The 25,231-nt window shown below is 58.3% G+C and carries 22 protein-coding genes; 20 read left to right on the forward strand and 2 right to left on the reverse strand.

Annotated elements, in window-relative coordinates; genetic code table 11:
* Positions 1-64 precede the first annotated feature (64 nt).
* From rpsO to hflX, 17 genes are all read left to right on the forward strand, one after another.
* A complete protein-coding gene (gene rpsO, locus ACTM82_RS02315; RefSeq protein WP_154516313.1) occupies positions 65-343 on the forward strand; it encodes a 30S ribosomal protein S15 in 279 nt (92 codons plus the stop codon).
* Positions 344-493: 150 nt separating this feature from the next.
* Positions 494-2,740 (forward strand): polyribonucleotide nucleotidyltransferase, encoded by a 2,247-nt coding sequence (locus tag ACTM82_RS02320; RefSeq protein WP_427794772.1) that lies wholly within the window; start codon positions 494-496, stop codon positions 2,738-2,740.
* A 652-nt stretch (positions 2,741-3,392) separates the two neighbouring features.
* Positions 3,393-5,063, forward strand: a complete 1,671-nt coding sequence (locus ACTM82_RS02325) for a ribonuclease J (RefSeq protein ID WP_117654800.1) — start codon at positions 3,393-3,395, stop codon at positions 5,061-5,063.
* 1 nt (position 5,064) lies between these two features.
* Positions 5,065-7,848: a DNA translocase FtsK 4TM domain-containing protein gene (locus ACTM82_RS02330; RefSeq protein WP_441055665.1), complete on the forward strand. Its 2,784-nt coding sequence runs from the start codon at positions 5,065-5,067 to the stop codon at positions 7,846-7,848.
* The gene (locus ACTM82_RS02335) at positions 7,848-9,338 is read left to right on the forward strand and encodes a RodZ domain-containing protein (protein ID WP_427717485.1); all 1,491 of its coding nucleotides are present in this window, start codon (positions 7,848-7,850) and stop codon (positions 9,336-9,338) included. Before ACTM82_RS02330 ends, ACTM82_RS02335 begins: the two co-directional genes overlap by 1 nt.
* Before the next feature lie 26 nt (positions 9,339-9,364).
* Positions 9,365-9,862 carry a YajQ family cyclic di-GMP-binding protein gene (locus ACTM82_RS02340; protein WP_154516322.1) on the forward strand — a complete coding sequence of 166 codons (498 nt, stop codon included), beginning with the start codon at positions 9,365-9,367 and terminating at the stop codon, positions 9,860-9,862.
* A gap of 26 nt (positions 9,863-9,888) precedes the next feature.
* On the forward strand, positions 9,889-11,238 hold the full coding sequence (gene rimO / locus ACTM82_RS02345) for a 30S ribosomal protein S12 methylthiotransferase RimO (protein WP_441055662.1): 1,350 nt from the start codon (positions 9,889-9,891) through the stop codon (positions 11,236-11,238).
* A gap of 99 nt (positions 11,239-11,337) precedes the next feature.
* On the forward strand, positions 11,338-11,886 hold the full coding sequence (gene pgsA / locus ACTM82_RS02350; RefSeq protein WP_427795700.1) for a CDP-diacylglycerol--glycerol-3-phosphate 3-phosphatidyltransferase: 549 nt from the start codon (positions 11,338-11,340) through the stop codon (positions 11,884-11,886).
* Between the two features lie 12 nt (positions 11,887-11,898).
* Entirely contained in the window at positions 11,899-12,429 is a 531-nt protein-coding gene (locus tag ACTM82_RS02355) for a CinA family protein (protein WP_441055660.1), read from the forward strand.
* A gap of 257 nt (positions 12,430-12,686) precedes the next feature.
* Entirely contained in the window at positions 12,687-13,835 is a 1,149-nt protein-coding gene (gene recA, locus ACTM82_RS02360) for a recombinase RecA (RefSeq protein WP_154516331.1), read from the forward strand.
* An 11-nt stretch (positions 13,836-13,846) separates the two neighbouring features.
* Positions 13,847-14,539: a regulatory protein RecX gene (locus ACTM82_RS02365; RefSeq protein WP_441055658.1), complete on the forward strand. Its 693-nt coding sequence runs from the start codon at positions 13,847-13,849 to the stop codon at positions 14,537-14,539.
* Between the two features lie 257 nt (positions 14,540-14,796).
* Positions 14,797-16,350: a ribonuclease Y gene (gene rny, locus ACTM82_RS02370; protein WP_427795682.1), complete on the forward strand. Its 1,554-nt coding sequence runs from the start codon at positions 14,797-14,799 to the stop codon at positions 16,348-16,350.
* A 1-nt stretch (position 16,351) separates the two neighbouring features.
* Entirely contained in the window at positions 16,352-17,437 is a 1,086-nt protein-coding gene (locus ACTM82_RS02375; RefSeq protein WP_427717475.1) for an ATP-binding protein, read from the forward strand.
* 74 nt (positions 17,438-17,511) lie between these two features.
* The gene (locus ACTM82_RS02380; protein WP_118079896.1) at positions 17,512-17,829 is read left to right on the forward strand and encodes a stage V sporulation protein S; all 318 of its coding nucleotides are present in this window, start codon (positions 17,512-17,514) and stop codon (positions 17,827-17,829) included.
* Between the two features lie 64 nt (positions 17,830-17,893).
* Positions 17,894-19,264, forward strand: a complete 1,371-nt coding sequence (gene miaB, locus ACTM82_RS02385; protein WP_441055655.1) for a tRNA (N6-isopentenyl adenosine(37)-C2)-methylthiotransferase MiaB — start codon at positions 17,894-17,896, stop codon at positions 19,262-19,264.
* Positions 19,264-20,202, forward strand: a complete 939-nt coding sequence (miaA, locus tag ACTM82_RS02390; RefSeq protein ID WP_441055653.1) for a tRNA (adenosine(37)-N6)-dimethylallyltransferase MiaA — start codon at positions 19,264-19,266, stop codon at positions 20,200-20,202. Before miaB ends, miaA begins: the two co-directional genes overlap by 1 nt.
* Entirely contained in the window at positions 20,202-21,491 is a 1,290-nt protein-coding gene (gene hflX, locus ACTM82_RS02395; protein WP_427748031.1) for a GTPase HflX, read from the forward strand. The genes miaA and hflX overlap by 1 nt, the downstream gene beginning before the upstream one ends.
* Here hflX and ACTM82_RS02400 read toward each other — a convergent pair.
* Together ACTM82_RS02400 and lexA are read right to left on the reverse strand one after the other, a co-directional pair.
* Positions 21,476-22,180 carry a heparan-alpha-glucosaminide N-acetyltransferase gene (locus ACTM82_RS02400; RefSeq protein ID WP_427748033.1) on the reverse strand — a complete coding sequence of 235 codons (705 nt, stop codon included), beginning with the start codon at positions 22,178-22,180 and terminating at the stop codon, positions 21,476-21,478. The genes hflX and ACTM82_RS02400 overlap by 16 nt on opposite strands.
* Entirely contained in the window at positions 22,180-22,824 is a 645-nt protein-coding gene (lexA, locus tag ACTM82_RS02405) for a transcriptional repressor LexA (RefSeq protein ID WP_427717464.1), read from the reverse strand. Before lexA ends, ACTM82_RS02400 begins: the two co-directional genes overlap by 1 nt.
* Positions 22,825-22,987: 163 nt before the next feature.
* Between lexA and ACTM82_RS02410 the strand changes: the two genes are divergently transcribed.
* From ACTM82_RS02410 to dut, 3 genes are read left to right on the forward strand one after another with little or no spacing between them, the layout of a single operon-like run.
* The gene (locus ACTM82_RS02410; RefSeq protein WP_427795686.1) at positions 22,988-23,437 is read left to right on the forward strand and encodes a LysM peptidoglycan-binding domain-containing protein; all 450 of its coding nucleotides are present in this window, start codon (positions 22,988-22,990) and stop codon (positions 23,435-23,437) included.
* 51 nt (positions 23,438-23,488) lie between these two features.
* Positions 23,489-23,932, forward strand: coding sequence for a transcriptional regulator NrdR (gene nrdR / locus ACTM82_RS02415; RefSeq protein WP_427717459.1), 444 nt, complete (start codon positions 23,489-23,491; stop codon positions 23,930-23,932).
* Between the two features lie 4 nt (positions 23,933-23,936).
* Positions 23,937-24,380, forward strand: a complete 444-nt coding sequence (gene dut, locus ACTM82_RS02420) for a dUTP diphosphatase (RefSeq protein WP_441055651.1) — start codon at positions 23,937-23,939, stop codon at positions 24,378-24,380.
* Positions 24,381-25,231 lie beyond the last annotated feature (851 nt).

The raw sequence follows: 25,231 nt of genomic DNA on the forward strand, positions 1-25,231 counted from the left end.
GGCGGCTTCCCAGTCCGAGGCGAATAGAGTCGCCCGCGGGCGACGCGAAACGAAAGGTGAAACAATGACTGTTTCCAAAGAGCGCAAGGCGGAGCTGACTGCCCAGTTCGGTAACACCCCGGTCGACACCGGCAACCCCAAGGTTCAGGTCGCCATCCTGACCGAGCGCATCAAGGAGCTGACCGAGCACATGAAGTCCCACCAGAAGGACTTCCACACCCGTCGTGGTCTGCTCATGCTCGTCGGTCGCCGTCGTCGTCTTCTCTCCTACATCAAGAAGAACGACGTCGTCGAGTATCGTGAGCTCATCAAGGCTCTGGGCATCCGCGACAATATCCAGTAAGGATTTGTACATGCTAAGAGCGTCCTGCGCAGCGGGGCGCTCTTTTTGTGTAAGGGCGTGAACAATCACGCTCTGAAGCGTGGCGGGGGCAGGGGGCCCGCGTCACATGAGAAGCCCGCAGGCAAGGGGCCTGCGGGGTAAAGGAGAACAATGACACTCGTATCCAAGACCTTTGAGCTGTACGGCAAGACCTACACCTTTGAGTCGGGCGAGCTTGCCAAGCAGGCCACCGGCGCTTGTCTGGTCAAGCAGGGCGACACCACGATGCTCGACACCGTGGTCGTCTCCAAGGAGCGCAAGAACTACGACTTCTTTCCGCTGACCGTCGACTTCAACGAGAAGATGTACGCTGCCGGCCGTATTCCGGGTGGCTACCTCAAGCGCGAGGGCCGTCCCAGCGAGAAGGCCACGCTCACGGCCCGCATGATCGACCGTCCTATTCGCCCGAGCTTCCCGGACGGCTTCCGCAACGAGGTGCACATCGTCGCCACCTCGCTCGTCGCCGACCAGGTCAACCCCTTCGACGTCATCAACGTCATGGGTGCCTCCCTGGCCATGACGCTCGGCGGCGTGCCCTTCGAGGGCCCGCTTGCGTGCGTGCGCATCGGCCGCAACGTGGAGACCGGCGAGTTTATCGTCAACCCCACCTATGAGGAGCGCGAGAACTCCGATCTGGACCTGGAGCTGGGCGGCTCTGCCGACTTCATCTCGATGGTCGAGGCCGGCGCCGATGAGATCTCCGAGGACGATATGCTCGCCGCCATGAAGTTTGGCCAGGAGGCCCTCGCTGCCTTCTGCCAGGCTCAGGACGAGTTCGTTGCCGAGTGGGAGCAGGTCAACGGCGCTATCGTCAAGAAGGAGTACCCGCTCGACCAGCCTGTCGAGGAGGTCCAGGAGCGCATCTTCGCCCACTACGACGAGATGGCAGCCGCCCTTCGCGACGCCGACAAGCTATCCCGTATCGGCAAGGTCGAGGCTCTGAAGGAGTCCATCCGTGCCGAGTTCACCGAGGAGGAGCAGGCCGCTTGGGAGCGCGAGATCCCCGTGGCACTCAAGAAGCTCGAGAAGAAGGCCATGCGCACCATGGTCGTCGAGACCGGTGAGCGCGTCGACGGCCGTGCCGCCGATGAGATTCGCCCCATTATGGTGAAGGACAACTACCTGCCGCTCGTTCATGGCTCCGGCCTGTTCCAGCGCGGCCAGACCCAGGTGCTCTCCGTCCTGTCGCTCGGCATGCTCAACGAGGGCCAGCGTCTGGATACCATCGAGCCCACCGAGGGCAAGCGCTACATGCACCACTACAACTTCCCGCCGTTCTGCACCGGCGAGACCGGCCGCATGGGTAGCCCCAAGCGCCGCGAGATCGGCCACGGCAACCTGGCCGAGCGCGCCCTGCTTCCGGTGCTCCCCGACGAGAACGAGTTCCCCTACGCCATCCGCGTGGTCTCCGAGGTCATGGAGTCCAACGGCTCCTCTTCGATGGCTTCGACCTGCGGCTCCACGCTTGCCCTCATGGACGGCGGCGTGCCCATTAAGCGCCCGGTCTCCGGTATCGCCATGGGTCTGATCCAGGAGGAGGGCAAGACCGTGGTCCTGTCTGACATCCAGGGTCTCGAGGACTTCCTGGGCGATATGGACTTTAAGGTCACCGGCACCACCGAGGGCATTACCGCTCTGCAGATGGACAACAAGGCCACCGGCCTTACCTTTGACATCCTGGCCCGCGCCCTGCAGCAGGCCAAGGAGGGTCGCGCCTTCATCCTGCAGAAGATGCTCGATGTGATCCCCGAGCCGCGCCACACCACGCGCAGCACCGCTCCGCGCATCGTCTCCATCCAGGTTCCGACCGACAAGATCCGCGACGTCATCGGTTCCGGCGGCAAGGTCATCCGCGGCATCCAAGACGAGACCGGTGCTTTGGTCGACATCCAGGAGGACGGCACTGTCTTTGTCGGCGGCACCGGCGAGTCCGTCGACCAGGCTGTCGAGCGCATCAAGCTCATCATCAAGGTTCCCGAGCCGGGCGAGGAGTACACCGGTCGCGTGGTCTCCATCCAGCCCTTCGGCGCCTTTGTCAACCTGCTGCCCGGTAAGGACGGTCTGCTGCACATTTCCCGCGTCGCCAAGGGCCGCGTGGAGAAGGTCGAGGACGTCCTCAACGTGGGCGACGAGGTTAAGGTCGTCGTCATCGAGGTCGACGATCGCGGCAAGATCTCGCTCGATCGTCTGGATAAGCCCGAGGCTCCGGCTCGTGCCGAGGGTGCCTCCGAGGGCGACGGTGAGCACTTCCAGCGCCGTGAGCGTCCGCGTCGCGAGCGCTCCGAGCGCAGCGACCGTCCGCGCCGTCCCGGCGACAACGGAGGCCGCAAGCCCCGCCGTCACCACGACGCCGAGTAACAGCTACACATAAGCAGCTCAACAAGGGCGACTCCGGACAGGGGTCGCCCTTTTGCTATTCCCGGCGGGGGCCGCGGGTAAAGTTTCCTGCTCTACAGTCCTGCTCGCACGGAGAGCACATTAAGTGCTCTCCGGCTCGTGCGGAACTCGCGATAAACTTTACCCGCGGCCCCCGCCGGGAATAGCAAAAGGGCTGGTGGGTGCTGGTTTCGATTTTGTCAGATAGTCTATTCAGTTATCTGAATTCAGATCTTTAGATAATCGCATGTGCGGCATTACCCCAGATAAAACCGACCAAAATAAACCTGTCCCTTTTTGGCAGGTCTGGTGCCATCGGGGGCCGGGGCGGGTTAAGTTTGTCGCGAGTTCCGCACGCAAAGGAAAGCACTTAATGTGCTTTCCGTCTTGCGCAGGACTGTAGAGCAGCAAACTTAACCCGCCCCGGCCCCCGATGGCCCCAGACCGGCGGGATAGACCGGTTTGGATGGGGCTTTGATGCATGGGTGGTCTGTTGGTGGGCAAATGGGTATCATAATGCGGTTACTGCATCGACTCCGTGATGCATGTTTGTACGTTCCCGGCGGTCGGTTTGCCAGAAGCGCCCCGTCGGTTGTTCCAGACCCGTTTCGAAGAAAGGAAACCGCACGAACCTATGGCAGCTAAAAAATCATCTCCCTTGAAGATCATTCCGCTCGGAGGCCTTGACGGCATCGGCAAGAATATGACGGTCTTCGAGTGCGGCGACGACATGGTGCTCGTCGACGCCGGCCTCATGTTCCCCGACGATTCCCAGCCCGGTATCGATTTGGTGCTTCCCGACTACACCTATGTTCTGGAGAACGAGGAGAAGCTCCGCGGCATCATCGTCACCCACGGCCACGAGGACCATACCGGTTCGCTTCCGTACCTGCTGCAGGACCTCAACAACAAGGTGCCCATCTTCTCGAGCAAGCTGACGCTTGGTTTCATCGAGGGCAAGCTTTCCGAGTTCCGCATCCGCGCGCCCAAGTTCCGCGAGGTCAAGGGCGGTAGCCATGTCAATCTTGGTGGCATTTCGCTCGACTTCTTCTCTATGACGCACTCAATTCCGGGCGCTTTGGGCGTATTCATTCGCACCAACCAGGGCACCGTTATGCACACGGGCGACTTTAAGCTCGACCAGACGCCCATCGATGGCGTCACGCCCGATTATGCCGCCATCAGTCGCTTTGCCAAGCAGGGCATCGACCTGTTGCTTTCCGACTCCACCAACGCCACGGTTCCGGGCTTTACCAAGTCCGAGGCCGAAGTCGGCCCCAACTTGCTGCACGCCATCAAGAATGCCCCGGGCCGCGTGTTCGTCGCGTCGTTCTCGAGCCATATCCATCGCCTGCAGCAGATTTGCGACGCCGCCCGCAAGTGCGGCCGCAAGGTCGTCGTGACCGGACGTTCCATGCTCACCAACACCCGCGTGGCGCGCGAGCTGGGCTACCTCAACATCGACGATGCCGATATCATCGATGCCTTCGATATCGATAACCTGCCTGACGACAAGATTGTCGTCATGTGCACCGGCTCTCAGGGCGAGCCGCTGTCGGCGCTGTCCCGTATGGCCAACGGCGAGCACAAGACGCTCTCCATCCACGAGGGCGATACCGTCATCCTGTCCGCTACGCCTGTTCCCGGCAACGAGAAGGCCGTCCAGCAGGTCGTCAACAGCCTGGCCAAGCTTGGCTGCGACGTGTGGGACAAGAACCGTGCCCTCGTCCATGTCTCGGGTCACGGTAGCCAGGAGGAGCTCAAGCTTCTGATGGCCATGGCCAAGCCCACCTACTTTATGCCGGTTCACGGCGAGGCCGTGCACCTGCGAGCCCATGCCCAGCTTGCCCGTAAGATGGGTATTAAGGATGATCACATCTTTATCCTCGATAACGGTGACACGCTCGAGATGCGCGGTGGTATTGTCAAGCGCGGCACGCCCGTCGAATCCGGCGTCGTCTACGTCGACGGCCTGCGCATCGGTGATACCGACCCCATCGTCCTGCGCGATCGTCAGAAGCTTGCCAATGACGGTATGGTCACAGCCGTCGCCATCGTCTCGCTCAAGCACAAGAAGATCGAGGCCATCGAGTTCTCGGGCCGCGGCGTCTCCTTTGCCATCGATGACCAGTTCTCCGAGGATGCCTCCGCATCCATCATGAAGACAATCGAAAAGGGTAAGTTTAGCTTTACGAGCAGCGGCTCCGATGCCATTCGCAAGGCCGTGCGCGATTCGCTCTCCAACTTCATTTGGAGCCGTACGCGCACCCGTCCGATGATCATCCCGGTCGTCATGGAGGTTTAGTTTGGCGCGCGGATCTGCACAAAACGCCAAAGGCAATAAAGCCAACAACCAACCGGCATCTACTAAGGGTGCCGGTTCCCATCTTCGTGCCAATAAGGGCCACGAGGCCGAGTTCGACGATTTTGAGCCCCTGGTCGAGCCTTCGGCCAACCGCGATATCGCCGGCGTGGTCATTGCCGTTTTGGCGATTGCGTCTTTCATTGCCGTGATTTCTCCGGCAACGGCACCCGTGACGGCAGCGGTTGCCGGTTTCTACCATCTTGGCTTTGGCCTGGGCGCCTACGTGCTGCCGATCGTCATTTTACTGTTTGCCGCCACGCTCTTTTTGGGTGAGGACTCGCCGCTCAACATTCGCTCAGTCGCGGGTGGCGCCGTTGTCTTTATCGCCGTCGTCTCCATTCTTTCGTTGATGGTGCCGGGCACGAGCGATTCGTGCGACCTCATGTTTGTGCCGCAAAACCTGTCCGCCTCGGGCGGCTACATCGGTGCGTTTATAGCGAGTGCGCTGCAGAATGCCCTGGGTAAGCCTATCGCGATGGTGGTCCTGTTGGGTTTGGCCGTCGTTGGCTTTGTCATCATCGGCTTTTCGGTGGGTGGCGTTTTGCGTTCTGCGCGCGATCGCGCTGCCGATTTTGCCGAGCGCCGTCGTGCCGATGTCAATGCGAGCCCGTGGGGCGACGAAGAGGCCCTGTCGGTTCCCGGCGTCGCCCGTCCGCACCTGAGCATTCTTCGTCAGAAGGGCTCCGATATGGCCGTGACCACGGTGATGGGCAATGACGCGGACCCTGTTCTGAACGATGACGACGAGGACGATAATCCGTTTGTCGACGTGTCCGAGGCCGTGGAGGCCGAGCGCGCCAAGACCACGCTGCTGCCACGTCGCCATGCCAACAAGGGCAAGGCCGCGCCCAAGCTCAACACGAGTGAACCCGACCCGTCTTGGTCCGATAGCGAAATCGAACTCACCGCGGGCGATGACGAGGATGACGAGTGTCCGCTCGAGACCGCCAAGACAACTTTGCTTCCGCGTCGCCAAGACAGGCGCGGACAGGTCACCGGACAGCTTTCGATGGAAGACGACCCGGACAAGGTCGACGAGTCCGAGCCGCCGTTTGCCGTGAACCCCGTGTCTGCTGCCCCGCAGATCCCCGATTTCCTGAAGCACCCCAAGGTTGCCGATGCCCCCACCCTTACGGCTTCCGCTGCTCCTGTTGCAGCCGGCGATGGGGGAGCTGACGGCACTGCTGCCGATGTCGAGGGCGAGCAAGAGGATGGCCTCAAACTCCCGCCGCTCGAAATCCTGCACGCCAATCCGCAGTCGGCGTCCGCCGCGTCTTCTGACAAGGAGTTGGAGCAGACGGCCGAGTCGCTGCAGTCCACGTTGCTGGAGTTTGGCCGTAGCGCTCGCGTTGTCGGCTGGATTGCCGGTCCCACGGTGACGACCTTTAAGCTGCAGCCCGGCGAGGGCGAGCGCGTGAGCAAGATTTCGAGCCTCGAGGACGATATCGCGCTTTCGCTTGCCGCCCAGTCGGTGCGTATCTTTGCGCCGATTCCCGGCACCTCGCTTGTGGGTATCGAGATTCCCAATCGCAAGCGCCAGAACGTTAACCTGGGCGACGTGCTTCCCTATGTGAAGGGCGGTCCGCTCGAGCTGGCCATCGGCCGCGATGCCGAGGGTACGCCGGTTGTCGCCGACCTCGCCAAGATGCCCCACCTGCTTATTGCCGGTACCACCGGTTCCGGTAAGTCGGTCATGATCAACTCCATCATCACGACCCTGCTCATGCGCGCGCTTCCCGAGGACGTTCGCTTGATCATGGTCGACCCCAAGCGCGTTGAGCTTGCCGGCTATAACGGCCTGCCCCATCTCTATGTGCCCGTGGTGACCGAACCCAAGCAGGCTGCGAGTGCCTTGCAATGGGCTGTTTCCGAGATGGAGCGTCGCCTGAAGGTCTTCGAGCGCCTCAACGTTCGCAAGATCTCGACGTATAACGAAAAGCAGGCCGCCGGCGAGTTCGAACACTACGATAACCCGCCGCAAAAGATGCCCTATCTGGTCATTATCATCGACGAGCTATCGGACCTGATGATGGTTGCCGGCAAGGATGTCGAGGCCTCGATCGTTCGTATCGCCCAGCTGGGCCGTGCCGCCGGTATTCACCTTATCGTGGCTACGCAGCGCCCCAGCTCCAACGTGGTGACGGGCCTCATTAAGGCCAACATCACCAATCGTATCGCCTTTAACGTGGCCACGGGTATCGATTCCCGCGTCATTATCGACCAGATGGGCGCCGAAAAGCTCACCGGTTTGGGCGACATGCTGTTCTCCAAGGTCGACTGGGGCAAGCCCCGCCGTATCCAGGGCTGTTTTGTCTCGGATGACGAGATCAACGAGATCGTCGAGTTCGTTAAGTCGCAAAGCGAGCCCGACTACCACGAGGAGATTCTGTCTGCCGTGGCGCCTGCTTCCATGTCCATGGCTGGTGGCGGCGGTATTGTCCGCACGGGCGTTGCCGAGCCGCAGGATGACGACCCGCTTATCTGGGAGGCCGCTCATATTGTGGTGGAATCGCAGCTGGGCTCCACATCTGGCCTGCAACGCCGCCTCAAGGTTGGCTATGCGCGCGCCGGGCGTATTATGGACATGCTGGAAGAAAAGGGCGTCGTCGGCCCGCCCGACGGTTCCAAGCCGCGCGAGGTCCTGCTGGATGACGAAGGGCTTGCCGCGCTGGAGTCTGTCGACGCCGAGATGGTACGTGAAGATCGTGAGTTTGGAGGATTCTGATGGCTGCACGCTTTGGTGACATGCTGCTCGAGCAGCGTCGCCGGATGGGCCTTTCCATCCAGCAGGTCGCCAACACCATCAAAATCAGGCCGCAGATCATCGAGTTTTTCGAGACTGGTAACTTTGCATCGATGCCCCCGCGTGGCTATGCGCAGGGCATGATATCGAGCTACGCTCGCTTTTTGGGGCTTAACCCGCGCGAGGTCGTCAACGCTTATTTTGACGACCTCATGGCATATGAACGCGATACCTCGCAGCAGGGCGGTCGTTTTCAGGATGCTGCCGGCTACGTTAACTCGCGTTCTTCGGTCGATAACGGTCGTTTTTTGATGGTTCAGGGTGGTCGTACGACACGGTACGGCCAGCGCCCTCCGCAGGCGGGCTATATCACCGAGACGGGCTCCAGCGAGGAAATTCGTTCTCAGCGAGATCGTTTTCGCAGTACGCCCCTGCCAGATGACCGTGCGCTTCCCGCCGCTCGTGGGTTGAGTCGCGATCCTCGCGCCGGTTACGGCGACGGCGGATACTCCGGTCGTAGCTATCGCGGAGTATCCGCCGGGCGTTCCCGCGATGGCTATTCTGACGCCGATACCACGCAGGTGACGCCGCGCCTCCGTTCGCAATCCCAGCCCTATGGGCAGCGCTCTTCGGCGCCTCGCTCTGGTCAGCGCGGCTATCAGGGCCGTGGCGAGCTTGCGCCGCGTCCGGGCCAGCGGGGTTCGCAGCGCCAGAGTAGCTATCGTGGTCGTCCCGATAGCGGTCGCGGCCGCATACCGCAGGGTAATGGTCGTGGTAGCTCCAATCACGGACGCGGCGTTGGGCGCGCCTCTCAATACAACACGATCGATCCGCGCATTATTTACGTCGGCATCGGTGCCGTGATGCTGCTGTTGATTTTGCTCATCGTGGTACTCCTGCGTGGTTGCGGCTCTGCTGCACCCGAGTCGACGCCCGAGACACCCGTGGCTACCAAGACGACGACTAAGAAATCTTCCAAGAAGACCGAATCCACTGACGAGGATGAAGACGCCGACGAGGCGACGGATGCGGCCGGTTCCGATGCCGCCAAGGCGACGGTGGAAAAGGAAGAGGACGAGGTCACCAAGGTCAAGGTCTCTGTTGCCAAGGGCAAGACCGCCTGGATCGAGGTCAAGGTCGACGGTAAATCGGTCTATGGCGCTCAAGCGACCGGTCCTTTTGAGCAGGAGTACACGCCCGAGTCCTCGATAGAGATCACCACGTCCAAGCCCTCCGATGTCACGGTCACCAAGAATGGTGAAAAGGTTCGCTATGACACCAAGACATCGGGTGTGGCGCGCGTGACCATTACCGTTCCCAAGAAGGAGACCGCTGACTCCGCGAACGGCGATAATGCCGGCGGTACCGATAATGCCGACGGCACCGATGTCCAGTCTACCGTCGGCACCGACACGGCATCCGACGGCCAGACAGTGAACGATTCAGATGACTATTCGTACGACAGCTACTAAGGCTCCCCGTACCGAAAGGAAGAACCATGGCTAAAGATTCCAGCTTTGACGTTGTGTCCGAGGTTAACATGCAGGAGGTCGATAACGCCTTCCAGCAGACCGCCCGCGAGATTTCCCAGCGCTATGACCTTAAAGACTCCGGCGCCACCATCGAGCTTTCGAAGGGCGACAAGCTCTTTACGATTAACGCTCCGGCCGATTTTGTCTCCAAGCAGATCATCGATGTTTTGAGCTCCAAGCTCATCAAGCGCGGTATCGACCTCAAGGCTGTCTCTTGGGACACCCCGCAGGCGGCTTCGGGCGGTACCGTGCGCGTGCTCGGTCATATCGTCGAGGGCATCGACCAGGCGACCGCAAAGAAGATCAATAAAGACATCAAGGATCAAAAGCTTAAGGTCAAGGTGACCATCGAGGCCGATAAGCTGCGCGTTTCCTCGGCTTCTAAGGACGCTTTACAGACGGTGATTCAGTTCCTGCGCGACCAGGACTACGGCCAGCCGCTGCAGTTTACCAACTACCGCTAATTTACTCGAAAGGACCGCTCTCCAACATGGATACTCCGTTGGGTTCCGTACTCTATATCACGCTTGGCTGCGCCAAGAACGAGGTCGATACCGACCGCATGCGTTCGCTGCTGACCGCTGCGGGCTACGAGGAGGCATTCGATCCTCAGGATGCCGATATCGCCATTGTCAATACGTGCTCGTTTCTTACTTCGGCGACGTCTGAGAGCATCGAGACCACGCTCGAGCTCGCTAACGAGGTGCAGGATGGCGTTCGCTCCTGCCCCATTGTCATGTGCGGTTGCGTGCCGTCTCGTTACGGCGACGACCTGCCCGACGAGCTGCCCGAGGTCGCGGCATTTGTGAAGGCCGATGAGGAAGACGGTATCGTCTCTGTCATCGATGGCGTTCTTGGTGTGGAGCGTAAAATTGCTGCCTATATCCCGCAGGTCAAGCGTACCGTCGAGGGTGCTGTCGCCTACGTCAAGATCTCCGATGGCTGCAATCGTTTTTGCAGCTTCTGCATGATTCCCTACATTCGCGGTCGCTATCATTCGCGCAATGCCGAAAGCATTATCTCTGAGGTGCGCGACCTGGTTGCCGGCGGTGTGCGCGAGATCGTGCTGATCGGCCAGGACACGGGCATTTGGGGCACCGACTTTGCCGATGAGGACGCCGCTGAGGCCTCACCGCGCAATCTGGCGCAGCTGCTGCGCGCCGTCGCCGAGGCTGTGCGCCCGCACAACGTCTGGGTTCGCGTGCTCTATCTGCAGCCCGAGGGTATGACCGACGAGCTTATCGAGACGATTCGCGATACGCCCGAGGTATTGCCCTATATCGATATCCCCGTGCAGCACTGCGACGCGCGCATCCTCAAGGCCATGCGTCGCTCCGGTTCGCGTCAGGAGCTCGAGGAACTGTTCCGCGATCTTCGTGATCGTATCCCCGGCATCGTGATTCGCTCCACGGCCATGGTCGGCTTTCCGACCGAGACCGACGACGAGTTCCGTGATCTTATCGACTTTATGGACACCGTCGGCTTTGACTATACGAGCGTCTTTGCCTACTCGCGGGAGGAGGGCAGCCTGGCCGCCAATATGGAGGGCCAGGTCGATGAGGAGGTCAAGCTCGAGCGCGCCCAGGAGGCCATGGATCTGGCCGAGTCGCTGGGTTTTGCCGCCACAGCAGCCCATGTGGGCGAGCGCGCCCAAGTAATCGTCGACGGTATCGAGGAGACCGAGGACGGCGCCGAGCTGATCGGTCATGCCTGGTTCCAGGCGCCCGATTCCGATGGCGCGGTGCATCTGGACGCCAGCGAGGCGTCCGTGGGCGATATTTTGACCGTCGAGTTTACCGATAGCTTCTGCTATGAGCTTATCGGCCATGTTGTGGAGTAGGAGAGCGTCGTGGCAAACGAGAGCAATAAGGAACTGACGAGCGTTTGGACGCCCGCCAACATCGTGACGTGCGTTCGCATCGTCTTTATTCCGGTGTTCATGATCGTCTCGGCCCTGTCTCATGGGGGCGTTGCCGGTACGGACTGGAGCACCTTCGACGGCCCGCTTGCCGCCGCAGCCTTCATTCTGTATGTGATCCTGTCGTGCACCGATAAGGTCGACGGCTATCTGGCGCGCTCACGCAACGAGATCACCGATTTCGGCAAGTTCTTGGACCCCATCGCCGACAAGTTGCTGGTGTTCTCGGCCTTGCTGCTGTTCTTGGATTTTGGCGCGGTGACCGTGTGGTCCGTGTTCATTATCCTGTTCCGCGAGCTGTTGGTGAGCGCACTTCGCATGGTCGCGAGTGCTGCCGGTGTGGTCGTTGCCGCCGATAAGCTCGGCAAGTACAAGACGGCGACCACGATGGTCTCCATCTGTGGCTATCTGTGCGTCTTTGCGATGGCCGGTCTTCAGCTGGGGCCGGCGTCGCTGCTGCTCGGTGTCTATTCGGTGTCGCGCGTCCTGTACGTCATCGCTGTCATTTTGACCATTATCTCGGGTGCCCAGTACTTCTGGAACTGCCGTAAGATCGTCTTTTCGGTCTAGGTCCTGGTGGGTATGACGGAGTCTTATTTGCAGATCGCCGCAAACAACGAGGAGCTGGCGCGCGATATTGTCGAGCGCGCGAGTGCCCGTGGCGTGACGGTGTCGACGGCGGAGTCGCTGACGGCGGGCATGATCGCCTCGACGATTGCCGATATCCCGGGTGCCTCGGCGGTGCTTCGTGGCGGTGCGGTGACCTACTGCGATGAGATCAAACATCGCGTGCTCGGCGTCGAGCAGGAAACGCTCGATCGGTTTAGTGCTGTGTCGCATCAGACGGCGCGTGAGATGGCCGTGGGCTCGATGGACCTCTATCAGAGCGATGTCGCCGTGAGCGCAACGGGCTACGCTGGGCCCGGCGGCGGTACCGAGCAAGACCCCGCCGGCACGTTCTATATCGGCTGGGCGTATCGCGCGGCCGAGGGGGGAGCGACGGTCGTTGAGTCTGCGCGCTGTCACTACGAGGGTGATCGGTCGTGCGTCCGTGCCTATGCGGTCGCTGAGGCTTTGGAACGCATTGTCCGCGTGCTCAATTCCATGGAATAGACGTGTTTTAAGGGGCCTTAGGGCCCCTTAATTGTGGAGATAGGGACCTTTGGCAAGGAATGCGCTTACGCTGGCACATGTCTTTAATTTGTACGAGCACTCGTATTTGCGATTGGCATGGTCAAGCGTTTGGTCGGTGATTGGTCGGCGTTTGGTCGGGTTTTGGAATGGCCGGGTGCATATGATGAACCTGAACGGTTGACCACGAACAGCCGTTCGTTTATCATCGATTCAGGTTGTTAAGAGGAGGGCTATTCATGGCCAAGAATTCAGGTCCCGTACGTACCGTTCATACGCGCACGACGGGTAAAGAGCGCGACGAGATGATCGCCACTACCAAGGCCGAGATCGAGAAGAAGTTCGGCCAGGGCTCTATTATGAGGTATGGCGACGGCGGTCCCGAGCTCGAGGTCGAGGCTATTCCGACGGGCTCTCTGGCGCTCGATGCCGCCTTGGGTATCGGCGGCGTGCCGCGCGGCCGTATCGTTGAGATTTATGGCCCCGAGTCCTCCGGTAAGACAACGCTTTCGCTCGAGATTCTTGCAGAGGCGCAGGCCATGGGCGGTGTCGTGGCTTTTATCGACGCTGAGCATGCGCTTGATCCCACCTACGCCGCGCGCATCGGCGTCGATATCGACGAGGTGCTGATTTCCCAGCCCGATACGGGTGAACAGGCGCTCGAGATCGTTGACATGCTTGTGCGTTCCGGTGCCATCGACGCCATCGTCGTCGACTCTGTTGCCGCTTTGACTCCACGTGCCGAAATCGAGGGCGAGATCGGTGACACGACGGTGGGTCTGCAGGCTCGCTTGATGAGTCAGGCGCTCCGCAAGCTCGCCGGCTCGCTTGCCAAGTCCAACACAACCTGCATCTTCATTAACCAATTGCGCGAGAAGATCGGCGTCATGTTCGGCAACCCCGAGACCACCACAGGCGGCCGCGCACTCAAGTTTTTCTCTTCCGTGCGTATCGATATTCGCAAAATCGATACCATCAAGCTCAAGGACGAGGTTATCGGCAATCGCGTACGTGCCAAGGTCGTTAAGAACAAGGTGGCTGCTCCGTTCCGCTCGGCCGAATTTGACATCATGTATGGCACCGGCATTTCTAAAGAGGGCTCGATTCTGGATATGGCTGTCGAGTGCGGCATATGCAAAAAGATGGGGTCTTGGTTTGCCTATGGTGAGGACAAACTCGGCAACGGTCGCGAGGCCGCTAAGACGTTCCTGCGCGAGCATCCCGATTGCGCCGACGAGATCGAGCACAAGGTTCGCCTTGCCTGCGGTCTTGAGTATGACGATGATGCCCCCTCCGAGGTTGAGTTGACCGATCAGCCCGCCCCCGAGGAGTTTGACGAGCTGTATGCCATCGATGGCTCCGCGATGCTCGACGATGACGACGAGTAACGGATGCCGACATGTCGTATACGGTGACCGAGGCTAGGGTCGTTTTTCCGGATAAGAAGACGGCCTCCTCGTTCTCGAGCGGTTATGCGTCTAAAAAGCCCTGTGCACATATCGATTGCGATCTGGAGGGCGGTTTTGAACGGTCCATTTGGATTCCCGTGCGTGCGGCACGTGTGTACGTTCAGAACCGTCTCGATCTTCCCTGCGACTGGGATGACTTTCGCGAGGCGGTACAGCTTATCGAATGCAAATGTGCGCTCACCATGGTGACCGAGATGCTTTCGCGTCGTGATCATGCTACGGGCGAGGTGCGCGATAAGTTGGCGCGCTATGGCTTTCGTCAGCCCGCGATCGACTTTGCCGTCAATCGTGCCATCGAGTATCGTTTTTTGGATGAGAACCGCTTTTGCTCGTACTTTATCGAGGAGCGTAAGCGTCGTGGTTGGGGACAGCGCAAAATCGAGACTGAACTCAAGCGTCGCCATGTTGCACTTGATGAGATTCCAGGGTATCCCGAGGCTTATTTTGCCGAGGATGACGACTTGGCTCGCGCATCGGCTTTGCTCGCTAAGCGTCGCGTTCCCGAGGCACGTGCATTCGAAAAGCTCGTCAGATTTTTGATGGGCAAGGGCTTTTCCTATCACATTGCCGCGGATGCCGTTAAGGCGCGCCTCGATGCCTTAAGCGAGAAATGCGACGTTTAAGCATGCGCACGTTACGCTCCTGCCGTTCACCGCTCGATAGGCGCCGTGCTGGGTGCGTTAATTTGACAGTTGTTGCGGTTCAACGTAGGATAATTACTGTCATTTGCATTGTGATATGTGCTCATCTGCGATGAGTTTGTTTATATGTTTATCTGTATCCGACCCGCATAAGCTGCGCCCATATTACTCAAATGTCGCGAGCCGTTCGTATGGACGGTTCGCTTTGTTGTGTAACGAATCCATAAAAAGGAGTGAGCATGCCGCCTATCATTGCAGCGCTCGTTGGCATTGTTTTGGGTGCCATCGTCGCCATTGCCTACATGCGCACCGCCAAGCAGGGTAGTCTTCACGAGGCCGAAGAAAAGATTCAGTCGGCACACGCGCAGGCAGAGTCCCTGATCGGTGATGCTAAGCGTCAGGCCGAGACCCTCAAAAAAGAGGCTCTGCTCGAGGCTAAGGAAGAGATCATCAAGAACAAACAGGCCGCCGAGGCCGAGGACAAGCAGCGTAAGAGCGAGATTCGCGCGCTCGAAAATCGCGTGATGCAGCGCGAGGAATCGCTCGACCGACGCAACGATGCGCTCGATAAGCGCGAGCATCAGCTGTCCAGCCAGGCCGGTCAGGTCGAGAAGCGCTCTCGCGAACTTGAGGAGCTTTGCGCCAAGCAGACCTCCGAGCTCGAGCGTATTGCCGACCTTACGCGCGAGGATGCTCACAAGGAGCTGCTCGACAAGGTCCGCGGTGAGGTTACCCATGAGGCGGCCACCATCATCCGTGAGTCCGAGCAACAGGTCCGCGCCGAGTGCCACAAGACTGCTCAGGAGATTCTCTCCCTGGCGATCCAGCGTTGTGCCGCCGACCATACCGCCGAGGTCACCGTCACGTCCGTTCATATTCCCTCCGATGACCTTAAGGGCCGCATCATCGGTCGCGAGGGTCGTAACATCCGTACTTTCGAGCAGGTTTCCGGCGTCAACCTTGTGATCGACGACACCCCCGAGACTGTCGTGCTTTCGAGCTTTGATCCGGTCCGTCGTGAGACCGCCCGCGTGGCGCTCGAGAACCTCATTGCCGACGGTCGTATTCACCCCGCCCGCATCGAGGAGATGTACCACAAGGCCGCTGAGTTGGTTCAGCAGCGTGTGCTCGAAGCCGGCGAGCAGGCCGCCTTCGATACCGGAATCCACGACCTGCATCCCGAGATCGTCAAAACCCTGGGCGCTCTGCGCTACCGCACCTCGTTTGGTCAGAACGTGCTACAGCACTCGCTTGAGGTCTCCGACCTGTGCGGCATCATGGCCTCCGAGCTTGGTCTGGATGTTGTGACCGCCAAGCGCGCGGGTCTTCTGCATGACCTGGGCAAGGCCATCGACCACGACGTTGAGGGTCCGCATGCTGTGATTGGTGCCGAGCTTGCCCGCCGTTATGGCGAGAAGCCCGTTATCGTCCACGCAATCGAGGCCCATCATGCCGATGTCGACCCCAACACGGTGCTCGACGTTCTGGTCCAGGCTGCCGATGCTGTTTCCGCTTCTCGTCCCGGCGCCCGTCGCGAGTCGGCCGAGAGCTACATCAAGCGCCTTGAGAAGCTCGAGGAGATTGCCAACTCTCATGACGGCGTCGAGCGTACCTATGCTATGCAGGCCGGTCGCGAGGTTCATGTCATGGTTCAGCCGGATAAGATTTCCGATGCCCAGTCCACGGTGCTTGCGCACGATATCGCCCATCAGATCGAGGAAGAGATGGAGTATCCCGGTCAGGTGCGCGTTGTCGTGATTCGCGAGAGCCGTGCCGTCGATATCGCTAAATAACATGAACGACGCGAACGAGCTCATCTCATTTATCGCGTCGATGTCGGGGGAGGGCAACCTTCGCGTCGAGGAAAACCTTGGCGAGGGGTATGTCCGCCTCCGCGTTTCGGAGGCCGAGCGCCGTCAGGCCAAGCATGACATTCAGCATGTAGAGGACATTGTCATCGAGATGCTGCGTAATGCTCGCGATGCCGGAGCCGATAAGGTCTATCTAGCCACGACCAAGGAGGAGGGTGTTCGTACCCTCCTCTTCCTGGATAACGGTTCGGGTGTGCCGCAGGATATGCAGGAGCGTATCTTCGATGCCCGTGTCACCTCCAAGCTCGAGAGCATGAAGATGGACCGTTGGGGTGTTCACGGTCGTGGTATGGCGCTGTTCTCTATCAAGCAGAACACCGATGAGGCACGCGTTGTTACATCGGGCGTCGATTTGGGCTCAGCGTTTAAGGTGTGCGTTGATACCGATCGCTTGGCTGAGCGCGCCGACCAGTCGAGCTGGCCTCAGGCGGTTAAAGACGAAGACGGCCGCTATGTATGCGCTCGCGGTCCTCACAACATCATTCGCGCAGCCTGCGAGTTTGCCCTTGAGGAGCTGCGCGACTGCGACGTGTATCTGGGCTCTCCGTCCGAGATCGCTGCGACCCTGTACGCCCAGGCTTCCAGTCGTCTCGATACGTCACGCCTGCTCTTTATCGATGACGAGTGTGAGCTTCCGGTTATCGATCGTTTAGGTCTCGCTTCGGATGCCGAGGACTTTATCCGGATTTGCTCCGGGCTGGGTCTCGAGATGTCCGAGCGTACTGCCCACCGTATTCTTTCGGGACAGATTAAGCCCGTTCGCGGTGTGTGTGCGCGTCTGCTGCGCGAGCGCGATTCCACCTCGCATTTGCCGGCTCCAGTCGATCTTGCCAAGGACCGTCGAGGCCTTCGCATTGCCAAGGATGACATGGCACAGTTTTCGCGTGCTGTCGAGCGCGACTTCAATGACCTTGCCGCCCGGTATTACCTCAATCTGTGCGGCGACCCTAAGATTCGCGTTTCACGTGATCGCATCACCGTGACGTTCGATCTTGCCAAAGAGGAGTAGCATCTTTACCGAGTCCGCTCGGTACGATACAGTTATTGCAGTTAAAACGTACTTTTAAACGCAGGAGTTTCTTCATGGATTGCCTGAAGGTATCAAGCAAATCATCGCCCGCGTCCGTTGCCGGCGCCATTGCCGGTATGGTCAAAGATGGCGTTCCCGTCAACATTCAGTGCGTCGGTGCCGGCGCCGTCAACCAGGCCATAAAGGCCGTTGCCATTGCGCGAGGTTTTTTGATTCCGACTGGCTTTGATGTCTCTTGTGCGCCGGTGTTCTCTGACATCCTCATTAACGGGGAGTCTCGCACGGCAATCCGTCTCTCTATCTACGTTCACCAGATTAATCGGGCTGCTATGGACAATGTCGTCATGGACGATGTTAAGCCTGTTGCGTAAGCGAGTTTTCGCACGTTTGTAGCACCTTTGTGCCCCGTCGATATCATCGTTAGGATGTAAACTCATGGACCAGCGCTTCGTACGCGATATTCTTGCCGGTAAAACCTATTTTATCCGCACATTCGGCTGCCAGATGAATCAGCACGATTCCGAGCGCGTGAGCGGTTTGCTCGATTCCTATGGCTGTCTTATGGCGCTCGATCCGGAGCATGCCGATATTGTCGTATTCATGACGTGCTGTGTGCGCGAGGCTGCCGATACGCGCCTGTACGGTCAGTGCAATTCCTGCAAGAGTCTTCCTCCTTCTCCTTCGGGCAAGCGTGTGGTCGCCGTGGGTGGCTGCATCGCTCAGCGCGATGGCGAGGGCCTGCTCACCAACGTCGATAACGTCAACGTTATTTTTGGTACGCATTCGATTGCGCACGTGGCGGAGCTTATCGCCGAGGCGTTTATGGATGGCAAGCGCCATATCCGCACGAATGAGCATGAAGATACGGACGCCATGAGTATGCCGTGGCATCGCGAGACGCAGTATCATGCATGGGTGCCCATCATGACGGGCTGCAACAACTTCTGCACGTACTGCATCGTGCCGTACGTCCGTGGTCGCGAGAAGAGCCGCCCCTTCGAGGAGATTGTCGACGAGGTGACGGGTCTGGTGCGTCAGGGTGTGCGCGAGATTACGCTGCTGGGACAAAACGTTAACTCCTACGGTCGCGATCTCTTTGGCAAGCCGCGCTTTGCCGACCTGCTGCGCGCCGTGGGTGATACGGGCGTTGAGCGTATCTTCTTTACTTCTTCGCACCCCAAGGATTTGCTTCCCGAGACCATCGATGCTATGGCCGAGACACCTGCCGTTATGCCGCAGCTTCACCTAGCCGTTCAGTCGGGTTCCACGCGTATCCTTAAAGAGATGAATCGTCGGTACACGCGCGAGGATTATCTGGGCCTGGTCGATCGCATTCGTAACCGTATGCCCGAAATTGCGCTTTCGACCGACATCATTGTGGGCTTCCCGGGCGAGACCGAGGAAGACTTTGAGCAGACGCTCTCGCTTGCCGAGACGGTGCGCTATGCCCAGGCCTACACGTTTATTTACTCCAAGCGCGCCGGTACCCCGGCAGCTGAGATCTATGATCCCACCCCGCATGAGGTTATCCTTGAGCGCTTTAACCGTCTGGTCAAGGTTATCGAGACGACGGCATACGAGTATAACCAGGGCGAGCTTCACACCGTGGTGCCTGCGCTTATTGAGGGCACGAGCAAGAAAAACGACGCTGTCCTTCTTGGTAAAAGTCCTAAGAACCAGACAGTGCATGCGCCGATTCCCGCTGGCTATAGCATCGATCAGCTTATCGGCAAAATCGTCGACGTCGATGTGGATGTCGCCAAGACGTGGTATCTGTCTGGCTCCATTGTGGGTGAGCCTCGCTAATGGTTTCCCCCGGCACAAACCTTTCTGCCGTAGCGATCGTCGGTCCGACGGCGGTCGGCAAGAGTGATGTTGCCGACCGCCTGGCTGCTCGTCTGTCGTCTGAAGTGTTATCGTGTGACGCGATGCAAATCTATCGCGGTATGGATATCGGTACGGCCAAGATGATGCCCGAGGAGTGCTCGGTGCCCCTGCGCCTTGTCGATATCGTGGACCCGGGCGTCGCGTATTCTGCTGCGCTCTATCAGTCTGATGCCCGGGCGCATATCGAGCGTTTGCTTGGTGAGCAACGGCTTCCGGTCTTTTGCGGCGGCACGGGCTTGTATCTTAAGGCTGCACTCGATGAAATGGATTTTCCTTCGGGAGAGCTCGAGGACGAACGCCGCGCGGGTTATCAGGAGCTTGCCGAGCGTATTGGCGAGAAAGCTATGCATGCCCTGCTTGCCGAGCGTGATCCGGAATCGGCTGCCGTGATTCATCCCCATAACGTGCGCCGCGTGATCCGTGCGCTCGAGATGCACGATGACGGTGTGTCGTATGCCCAGCAGAAGTCGAAATTCAGCGTTCCGCATGAGCGTTATCATGCCTTGTGGTTTGGTCTGACGCGTAGCCGTGAAGTGCTGTATGAGCGCATTAACCTGCGTGTCGACCTTATGTTTGAGCAGGGGCTGGTTGATGAGGTCCGTGGCCTTATGGACCAGGGCCTGGGTGATGCACTCACGTCGATGCAGGCAATCGGTTACAAAGAGATTATTGATGCCTTGCGAGGCGCTATTACCATGGATGAGGCCCGCGAGCTTATTAAGATGCGCTCACGTCGCTATGCCAAGCGCCAACTTTCCTGGTTTAAGCGTGACGATCGCATCGTGTGGTTCGATATGGATGAGTTTACGATCGATGAGGTCGTCGATGATACCTACCGTCGTATCGAGGCTGCCTAATGGCACGTTTTCCCTTGGTTCCCACGGCGCCTGAACCTGAGCGTGCCGTCTTGGTTGGTGTTGAGTGGCGCGATAACGCCTGGCCGCTCGACCGTTCGCTCGACGAGCTCGAGCGCTTGGCTCACACTGCTGGAGCCCAATGCGTGGCACGCTTGTCTCAGCGTCTGGTCAAACCTTATCCCAAATCGTTTATCGGCTCCGGTAAGGTCGAGGAGCTATGCGGTTTGGTGCATCGTATGGATGCGGATGTTGTAATCTTCGACGACGACTTGACTCCTTCACAGCAGTCCTATCTTGAGAAAGCCGTGGGCGAACCGGTCAAGATTATTGACCGTACGGCGTTGATTTTGGATATCTTTGGCCTGCATGCTCAGACGCGTGAGGGTCGCTTACAGGTGCAGCTGGCTCAGTTGCAGTATCTGCTGCCCCGTCTGCGAGGTATGTGGAGCCACCTTGCTAAGGAACAGACGCGTGGTGGCATTGGATCGCGTTTTGGCCAGGGCGAAAGCCAGCTCGAGGTCGACCGTCGCCTGATTCGCGACAAGATCGCTGCGCTTCGCCGCGAATTGAAACAGGTTGAACAACGTCGTGATGTGCAATCGAAAAGCCGTATTGAATCGCCGGCGTTTCGCGTAGCGTTGGCTGGCTACACCAATGCCGGTAAGTCGACGTTGCTTAATCGATTGACGGGATCCACGGTACTTTCGCAGGATAAGCTGTTTGCCACGCTCGATCCTACGACGCGGTCGTATCGTTTACCCGGTGGCCGTGGCATGACGATCACTGATACCGTTGGCTTTATTCAAAAGCTGCCCCATGGCCTGGTCGACGCGTTTAAATCTACGCTTTCCGAGGTGCTCGGCGCCGATTTGGTTCTTAAAGTTGTGGATGCTTCCGATGAGGATTACGAGCGTCAGCTTGAGGCGGTTGATCGTGTCCTTGACGAAATTGGTGCCGGTGAGCGCCTGACGCTTACCGTGTTCAATAAAATCGATCTGCTCGATAGCGTCGACCGCTTGAGCTTTCGCCGGCGCTATCCCGAGGCGGTATTGTTCTCGGCTCAGACGGGTGAGGGCCTTGATGACTTAGTCGACCGCATCGCTCGTGAAGCGGCCGCTACGGACGTGTTGCTCTCGGCCGATATCCCGTATCGAGAGGGCGCGTTAATCACGCTCGTGCACGAACAGGGAACCCTTCTGCACGAGGAATACCTCGAGGACGGCGTTCGTATTGTGGCAAAGCTTCCAGCCCGTATCGCACCGCGTCTCGAGCGTTATCGAACAGAGTAAATCAGCTCCAGTACACCCAAGATAACCGGTTGATGAAGCAGGTAGAACGGCAGCGCATGGCGCCCGAGACTTGCGAGCGCCGGGATGGGATTCGCATAGGCCCATCCCGGCGCCTCATAGTTTGCTTCCTGAGTCGTGTGGGCGGCAAAGAAGCCTGCAAGGTACATAAATAAGAATGGTATAACTGGATAGTAATCACCAGAGACAAAGTCTGGGCTTGGGAAACCCAGCCAAGCTAAATAGGGGATAGGATAAACCGTTTTAGGAATGCTCCAGGTAAGGGTAAATAGTGTGAGGCAAATTGCTATACCCCATACCGACGGCACTTTAACGATCACCGGACGCGCGAGCGCGACAATGGCGGTGCAGGCCGCCATGCAGAACATGATGCCGAAGTTCACCGAGTCATCGACTGAGACGAGCGTCGTCGCGACCCATACAACAAAAGCGGCAGCGGCATATTTGACGGCACGCTTGATGTTGTTGCGCGAGAGGGTGCACATCCAGCCGGCAATAAACAAAAATACCCAACTGATGCTGGCACGCCAGATGTCTTGGAAGATGGTCTGAGTAAACCAGGGCATATCCCAACCATAAAGATAGGCAAGATCGTAGCAAGCATGAAATCCTGCCATCGACAGCATGGTAAATCCGCGAATGGTATCAAAGACCGTGATGCGGTTTTGCATTACGAGAACCGGCGCATCAATCCAACAACCTTGCCCAGGATCGTCGGATTTGTCGCATAGATGGGCTCCATGGTGTCGTTTTCGGGCTGCAAGCGAACTCGTCCCTGCTCCTTGTAGAACGTTTTGACCGTTGCGGAGCCATCGATCATGGCCACAACGATCTCGCCATTCATGGCACTCTTCTGTTCGCGAACGATGATATAGTCGCCGTTAAGGATACCGACGTTAATCATCGAATTGCCGTGGACCTCGAGGATAAAAGACCCCTGGTCCGTTGCGATCTCGGTCGGGATGGTAAAGGTGTCCTCGATATTCTGCTCGGCAAGGATGGGGATCCCTGCGGCGACACGGCCCACGAGGGGTAGCGATACGGTTCCGCGGGGTGCCGTGGGCTCATCGGACTTTGAGATGGAGACGGAGGCTCCGTCCTCGTCAAAGAGCTCTAGGGCACGAGGCTTGGTGGCGTCACGTTTGAGCAGGCCGCGTGCTTCCAGTGCGGAGAGATGTGCATGTACGGTGCTAGGGGAGGAAAGACCCACAGCTGAAGCCATCTCACGCACGCTGGGCGGATAGCCCTTTTCCTGCTGATACTCCTTGATGAAGTCGTAAATCTGCTGCTGTCGCTTGGTAATTTTGCGAGCCATCAGGGATTCCTCTCTACCTAACCCAAACAAATGTTCTATGTTTGCTTGACAGGAACAACTGTTCGAAGATAATAATAACCGAACACTCGTTCCCGCGCTAGACTTTTTTGTCCTCGCGGCTTGATAAAACAGTTCTCGTCAAAAAACGCGAGAGGAGAACATGATGAATGCAACGGATATGGTCCAGGGAAACCTCGCCCTTAAGCTCGAGACGCCTGCGGCGCCGGCTTTCACGGTTGTCAAAGGCGGCCGATCTGGTTTTCAAACACTGCCTGGCAAGCCCGTCCGCAGCCAGTGCGTCGCCACGACTTCGGCCCCCGTTGCTCTGAAGGCCTCGACGATTGTCGCCCTGGCCGTTGCGCTCACGCTCTTCTTTGTACTTGCTACCTCGATCTTCAGCGCTCGTCACGCCGCATATGCCGAGTCGGCATCTAACGTTACCTATGAGACCGTCCGTGTTCAGTCTGGCGATTCCTTGTGGTCGCTTGCTCAGGAGCATTCCGTTGACGGTCTTACTACACAGGAGACTTCTGACATAATTCGCAGTGTCAATCATCTGGAGCATGGGTCACTCGATGCGGGTGACGTTCTTAAAGTTCCCGCGCGTTCGTAAGATTTAAACTCCGGTACATGGTACCCTTGTTATCGTTTTGGAGGAGGTACCATGCGCTGTCCCAGATGCGGCAATGCACATACCCGTGTTGTCGATTCCCGTATGCAGGAATCTAATAACACCATTAAACGCCGTCGTGAATGTTGTTCGTGCAACTATCGCTTCACAACATTCGAGCGATGCGAAGACCCCATCGAGGTCATCAAATCTGACGGGTCAAGGCAGCGGTTCGATCGCAATAAGCTGCTGGTCGGCTTAATGCGCGCTACGATTAAGCGCGACATCGACACGAAAAAGCTCAATGAACTCATCGATGACATCGAGGTGGAGCTGCGTTCCCGTACGCTGACGGCTGTTACGTCCCACGACCTGGGCGACATGGTGCTTAAGCGCCTGGCCAAGATCGACAAGGTGGCCTACATTCGCTTTGCCTCGGTCTATCGCGATTTCAAAGACATCGATGAGTTTTTGCAAGAGCTCGACAAGCTAAGGTGATTTTATGTCCAACATTACGGTCAACATTAAGCGTCTCGACCCTACGATCGAGCTTCCCAAATACGCCCATCCCTCAGATGCCGGTTTGGACCTCCGTGCCAATGAGGACTGTACCCTTAAGCCCTTCGAGCGACGCTTGGTCTCTACTGGCCTTGCGATCGCGCTGCCCAATGGATACGCTGGCTTCGTTCAGCCTCGCAGTGGCCTGGCTATTAAGCAGGGTCTGTCTATAGTCAACACGCCCGGTCTTATAGACGCCCACTATCGAGGTGAGCTTAAAGTCATCCTTATCAACCTGGATCCATCCAATGAAATCCAGATCAACAAGGGCGACCGAATCGCTCAACTCGTCATCCAAGAAGTTCCCACGGTCAATCTCGTGGAGGTAGACGAACTAGACGAAACCGATCGAGGCAACGGAGGCTTCGGCTCCAGCGGCGTCGCCTAGTCGTTTACGTACTGTCCGCTGACCGGCCCGACCCGCCTATATATCATCCCATGCTCAAACATTCTCGCGGGGGCGCTCGTATCCCTCCCGCCCGCCTCTCACACATATCATTCCATGCTCAAACATTCTCGCATCGCTTCGCTCGCTGCGAAACTGCGCGTGGAACGATATGTGTGAGAGGCGGGCGGGCGGCTACTCGCTTGAAAAATATTTACATTCTAGTAAGCCAATGCGACAAAGGAACAGTCCCTTTGTCGCATTGGCTTACTGCATTTGAATTTTCCGGTTTTGCCTTTGCAGATTCTAATGGTGGGGAATCTGGTATAGCTGCTAATACGTAAACGCAGCTTACCCGTGGGAGGCCCCTATATATCGTCCCGCGCGCAGTTTCGCAGCGAAGCGAGAATGTTTGAGCACGGGATGATATATAGGGGGTTCACTTAGATAAAGATACCACATCAATAATCCCACGCTGACTTTTGCTCAACCGATACAGCCAGAGGGCTGGATAACAAGAAAAGGCGGTATGCGCCCCGTGGAGGGGTAGCGTACCGCCTTTTCTTGTGGGGGTTTCCAAAGGGGGCAACGCCCCCATTTGGCACACGACTTTGCGAAGCAAAGTGTAGTGTGTTATACGCTCTGTCGGCGTTGCCGCCGGGGAGGGCAAGGGCATTTGAAGCGGCAGGAAAACAGGGCTGTGCTTGCGTGGCGTAGAGCCGTAAGCACAGGTCTGGTTTCAAGGCTTATAGGACAAAATGTGTGTCCACGTTGGGGGCATCGGCGCAGGTCGATGCCCCTTTTTCAGCCGTTTAAATTCCGTGCCCGCTTTTAACCGCTCGGACAGAATGTGT

It is taken from the genome of Collinsella sp. HCP3S3_E5 (assembly GCF_052067635.1).
Taxonomy (GTDB): domain Bacteria; phylum Actinomycetota; class Coriobacteriia; order Coriobacteriales; family Coriobacteriaceae; genus Collinsella.

What these genes read in the sequence shown, in the direction of transcription:
- rpsO (WP_154516313.1), top strand. Translation starts at nt 65, where the DNA reads ATGACTGTTTCCAAAGAGCGCAAGGCGGAGCTGACTGCCCAGTTCGGT.
- ACTM82_RS02320 (WP_427794772.1), top strand. Translation starts at nt 494, where the DNA reads ATGACACTCGTATCCAAGACCTTTGAGCTGTACGGCAAGACCTACACC.
- ACTM82_RS02325 (WP_117654800.1), top strand. Translation starts at nt 3,393, where the DNA reads ATGGCAGCTAAAAAATCATCTCCCTTGAAGATCATTCCGCTCGGAGGC.
- ACTM82_RS02335 (WP_427717485.1), top strand. Translation starts at nt 7,848, where the DNA reads ATGGCTGCACGCTTTGGTGACATGCTGCTCGAGCAGCGTCGCCGGATG.
- ACTM82_RS02340 (WP_154516322.1), top strand. Translation starts at nt 9,365, where the DNA reads ATGGCTAAAGATTCCAGCTTTGACGTTGTGTCCGAGGTTAACATGCAG.
- rimO (WP_441055662.1), top strand. Translation starts at nt 9,889, where the DNA reads ATGGATACTCCGTTGGGTTCCGTACTCTATATCACGCTTGGCTGCGCC.
- pgsA (WP_427795700.1), top strand. Translation starts at nt 11,338, where the DNA reads ATGATCGTCTCGGCCCTGTCTCATGGGGGCGTTGCCGGTACGGACTGG.
- ACTM82_RS02355 (WP_441055660.1), top strand. Translation starts at nt 11,899, where the DNA reads ATGACGGAGTCTTATTTGCAGATCGCCGCAAACAACGAGGAGCTGGCG.
- recA (WP_154516331.1), top strand. Translation starts at nt 12,687, where the DNA reads ATGGCCAAGAATTCAGGTCCCGTACGTACCGTTCATACGCGCACGACG.
- ACTM82_RS02365 (WP_441055658.1), top strand. Translation starts at nt 13,847, where the DNA reads ATGTCGTATACGGTGACCGAGGCTAGGGTCGTTTTTCCGGATAAGAAG.
- rny (WP_427795682.1), top strand. Translation starts at nt 14,797, where the DNA reads ATGCCGCCTATCATTGCAGCGCTCGTTGGCATTGTTTTGGGTGCCATC.
- ACTM82_RS02375 (WP_427717475.1), top strand. Translation starts at nt 16,352, where the DNA reads ATGAACGACGCGAACGAGCTCATCTCATTTATCGCGTCGATGTCGGGG.
- ACTM82_RS02380 (WP_118079896.1), top strand. Translation starts at nt 17,512, where the DNA reads ATGGATTGCCTGAAGGTATCAAGCAAATCATCGCCCGCGTCCGTTGCC.
- miaB (WP_441055655.1), top strand. Translation starts at nt 17,894, where the DNA reads ATGGACCAGCGCTTCGTACGCGATATTCTTGCCGGTAAAACCTATTTT.
- miaA (WP_441055653.1), top strand. Translation starts at nt 19,264, where the DNA reads ATGGTTTCCCCCGGCACAAACCTTTCTGCCGTAGCGATCGTCGGTCCG.
- hflX (WP_427748031.1), top strand. Translation starts at nt 20,202, where the DNA reads ATGGCACGTTTTCCCTTGGTTCCCACGGCGCCTGAACCTGAGCGTGCC.
- ACTM82_RS02400 (WP_427748033.1), bottom strand. Translation starts at nt 22,180, where the DNA reads ATGCAAAACCGCATCACGGTCTTTGATACCATTCGCGGATTTACCATG.
- lexA (WP_427717464.1), bottom strand. Translation starts at nt 22,824, where the DNA reads ATGGCTCGCAAAATTACCAAGCGACAGCAGCAGATTTACGACTTCATC.
- ACTM82_RS02410 (WP_427795686.1), top strand. Translation starts at nt 22,988, where the DNA reads ATGAATGCAACGGATATGGTCCAGGGAAACCTCGCCCTTAAGCTCGAG.
- nrdR (WP_427717459.1), top strand. Translation starts at nt 23,489, where the DNA reads ATGCGCTGTCCCAGATGCGGCAATGCACATACCCGTGTTGTCGATTCC.
- dut (WP_441055651.1), top strand. Translation starts at nt 23,937, where the DNA reads ATGTCCAACATTACGGTCAACATTAAGCGTCTCGACCCTACGATCGAG.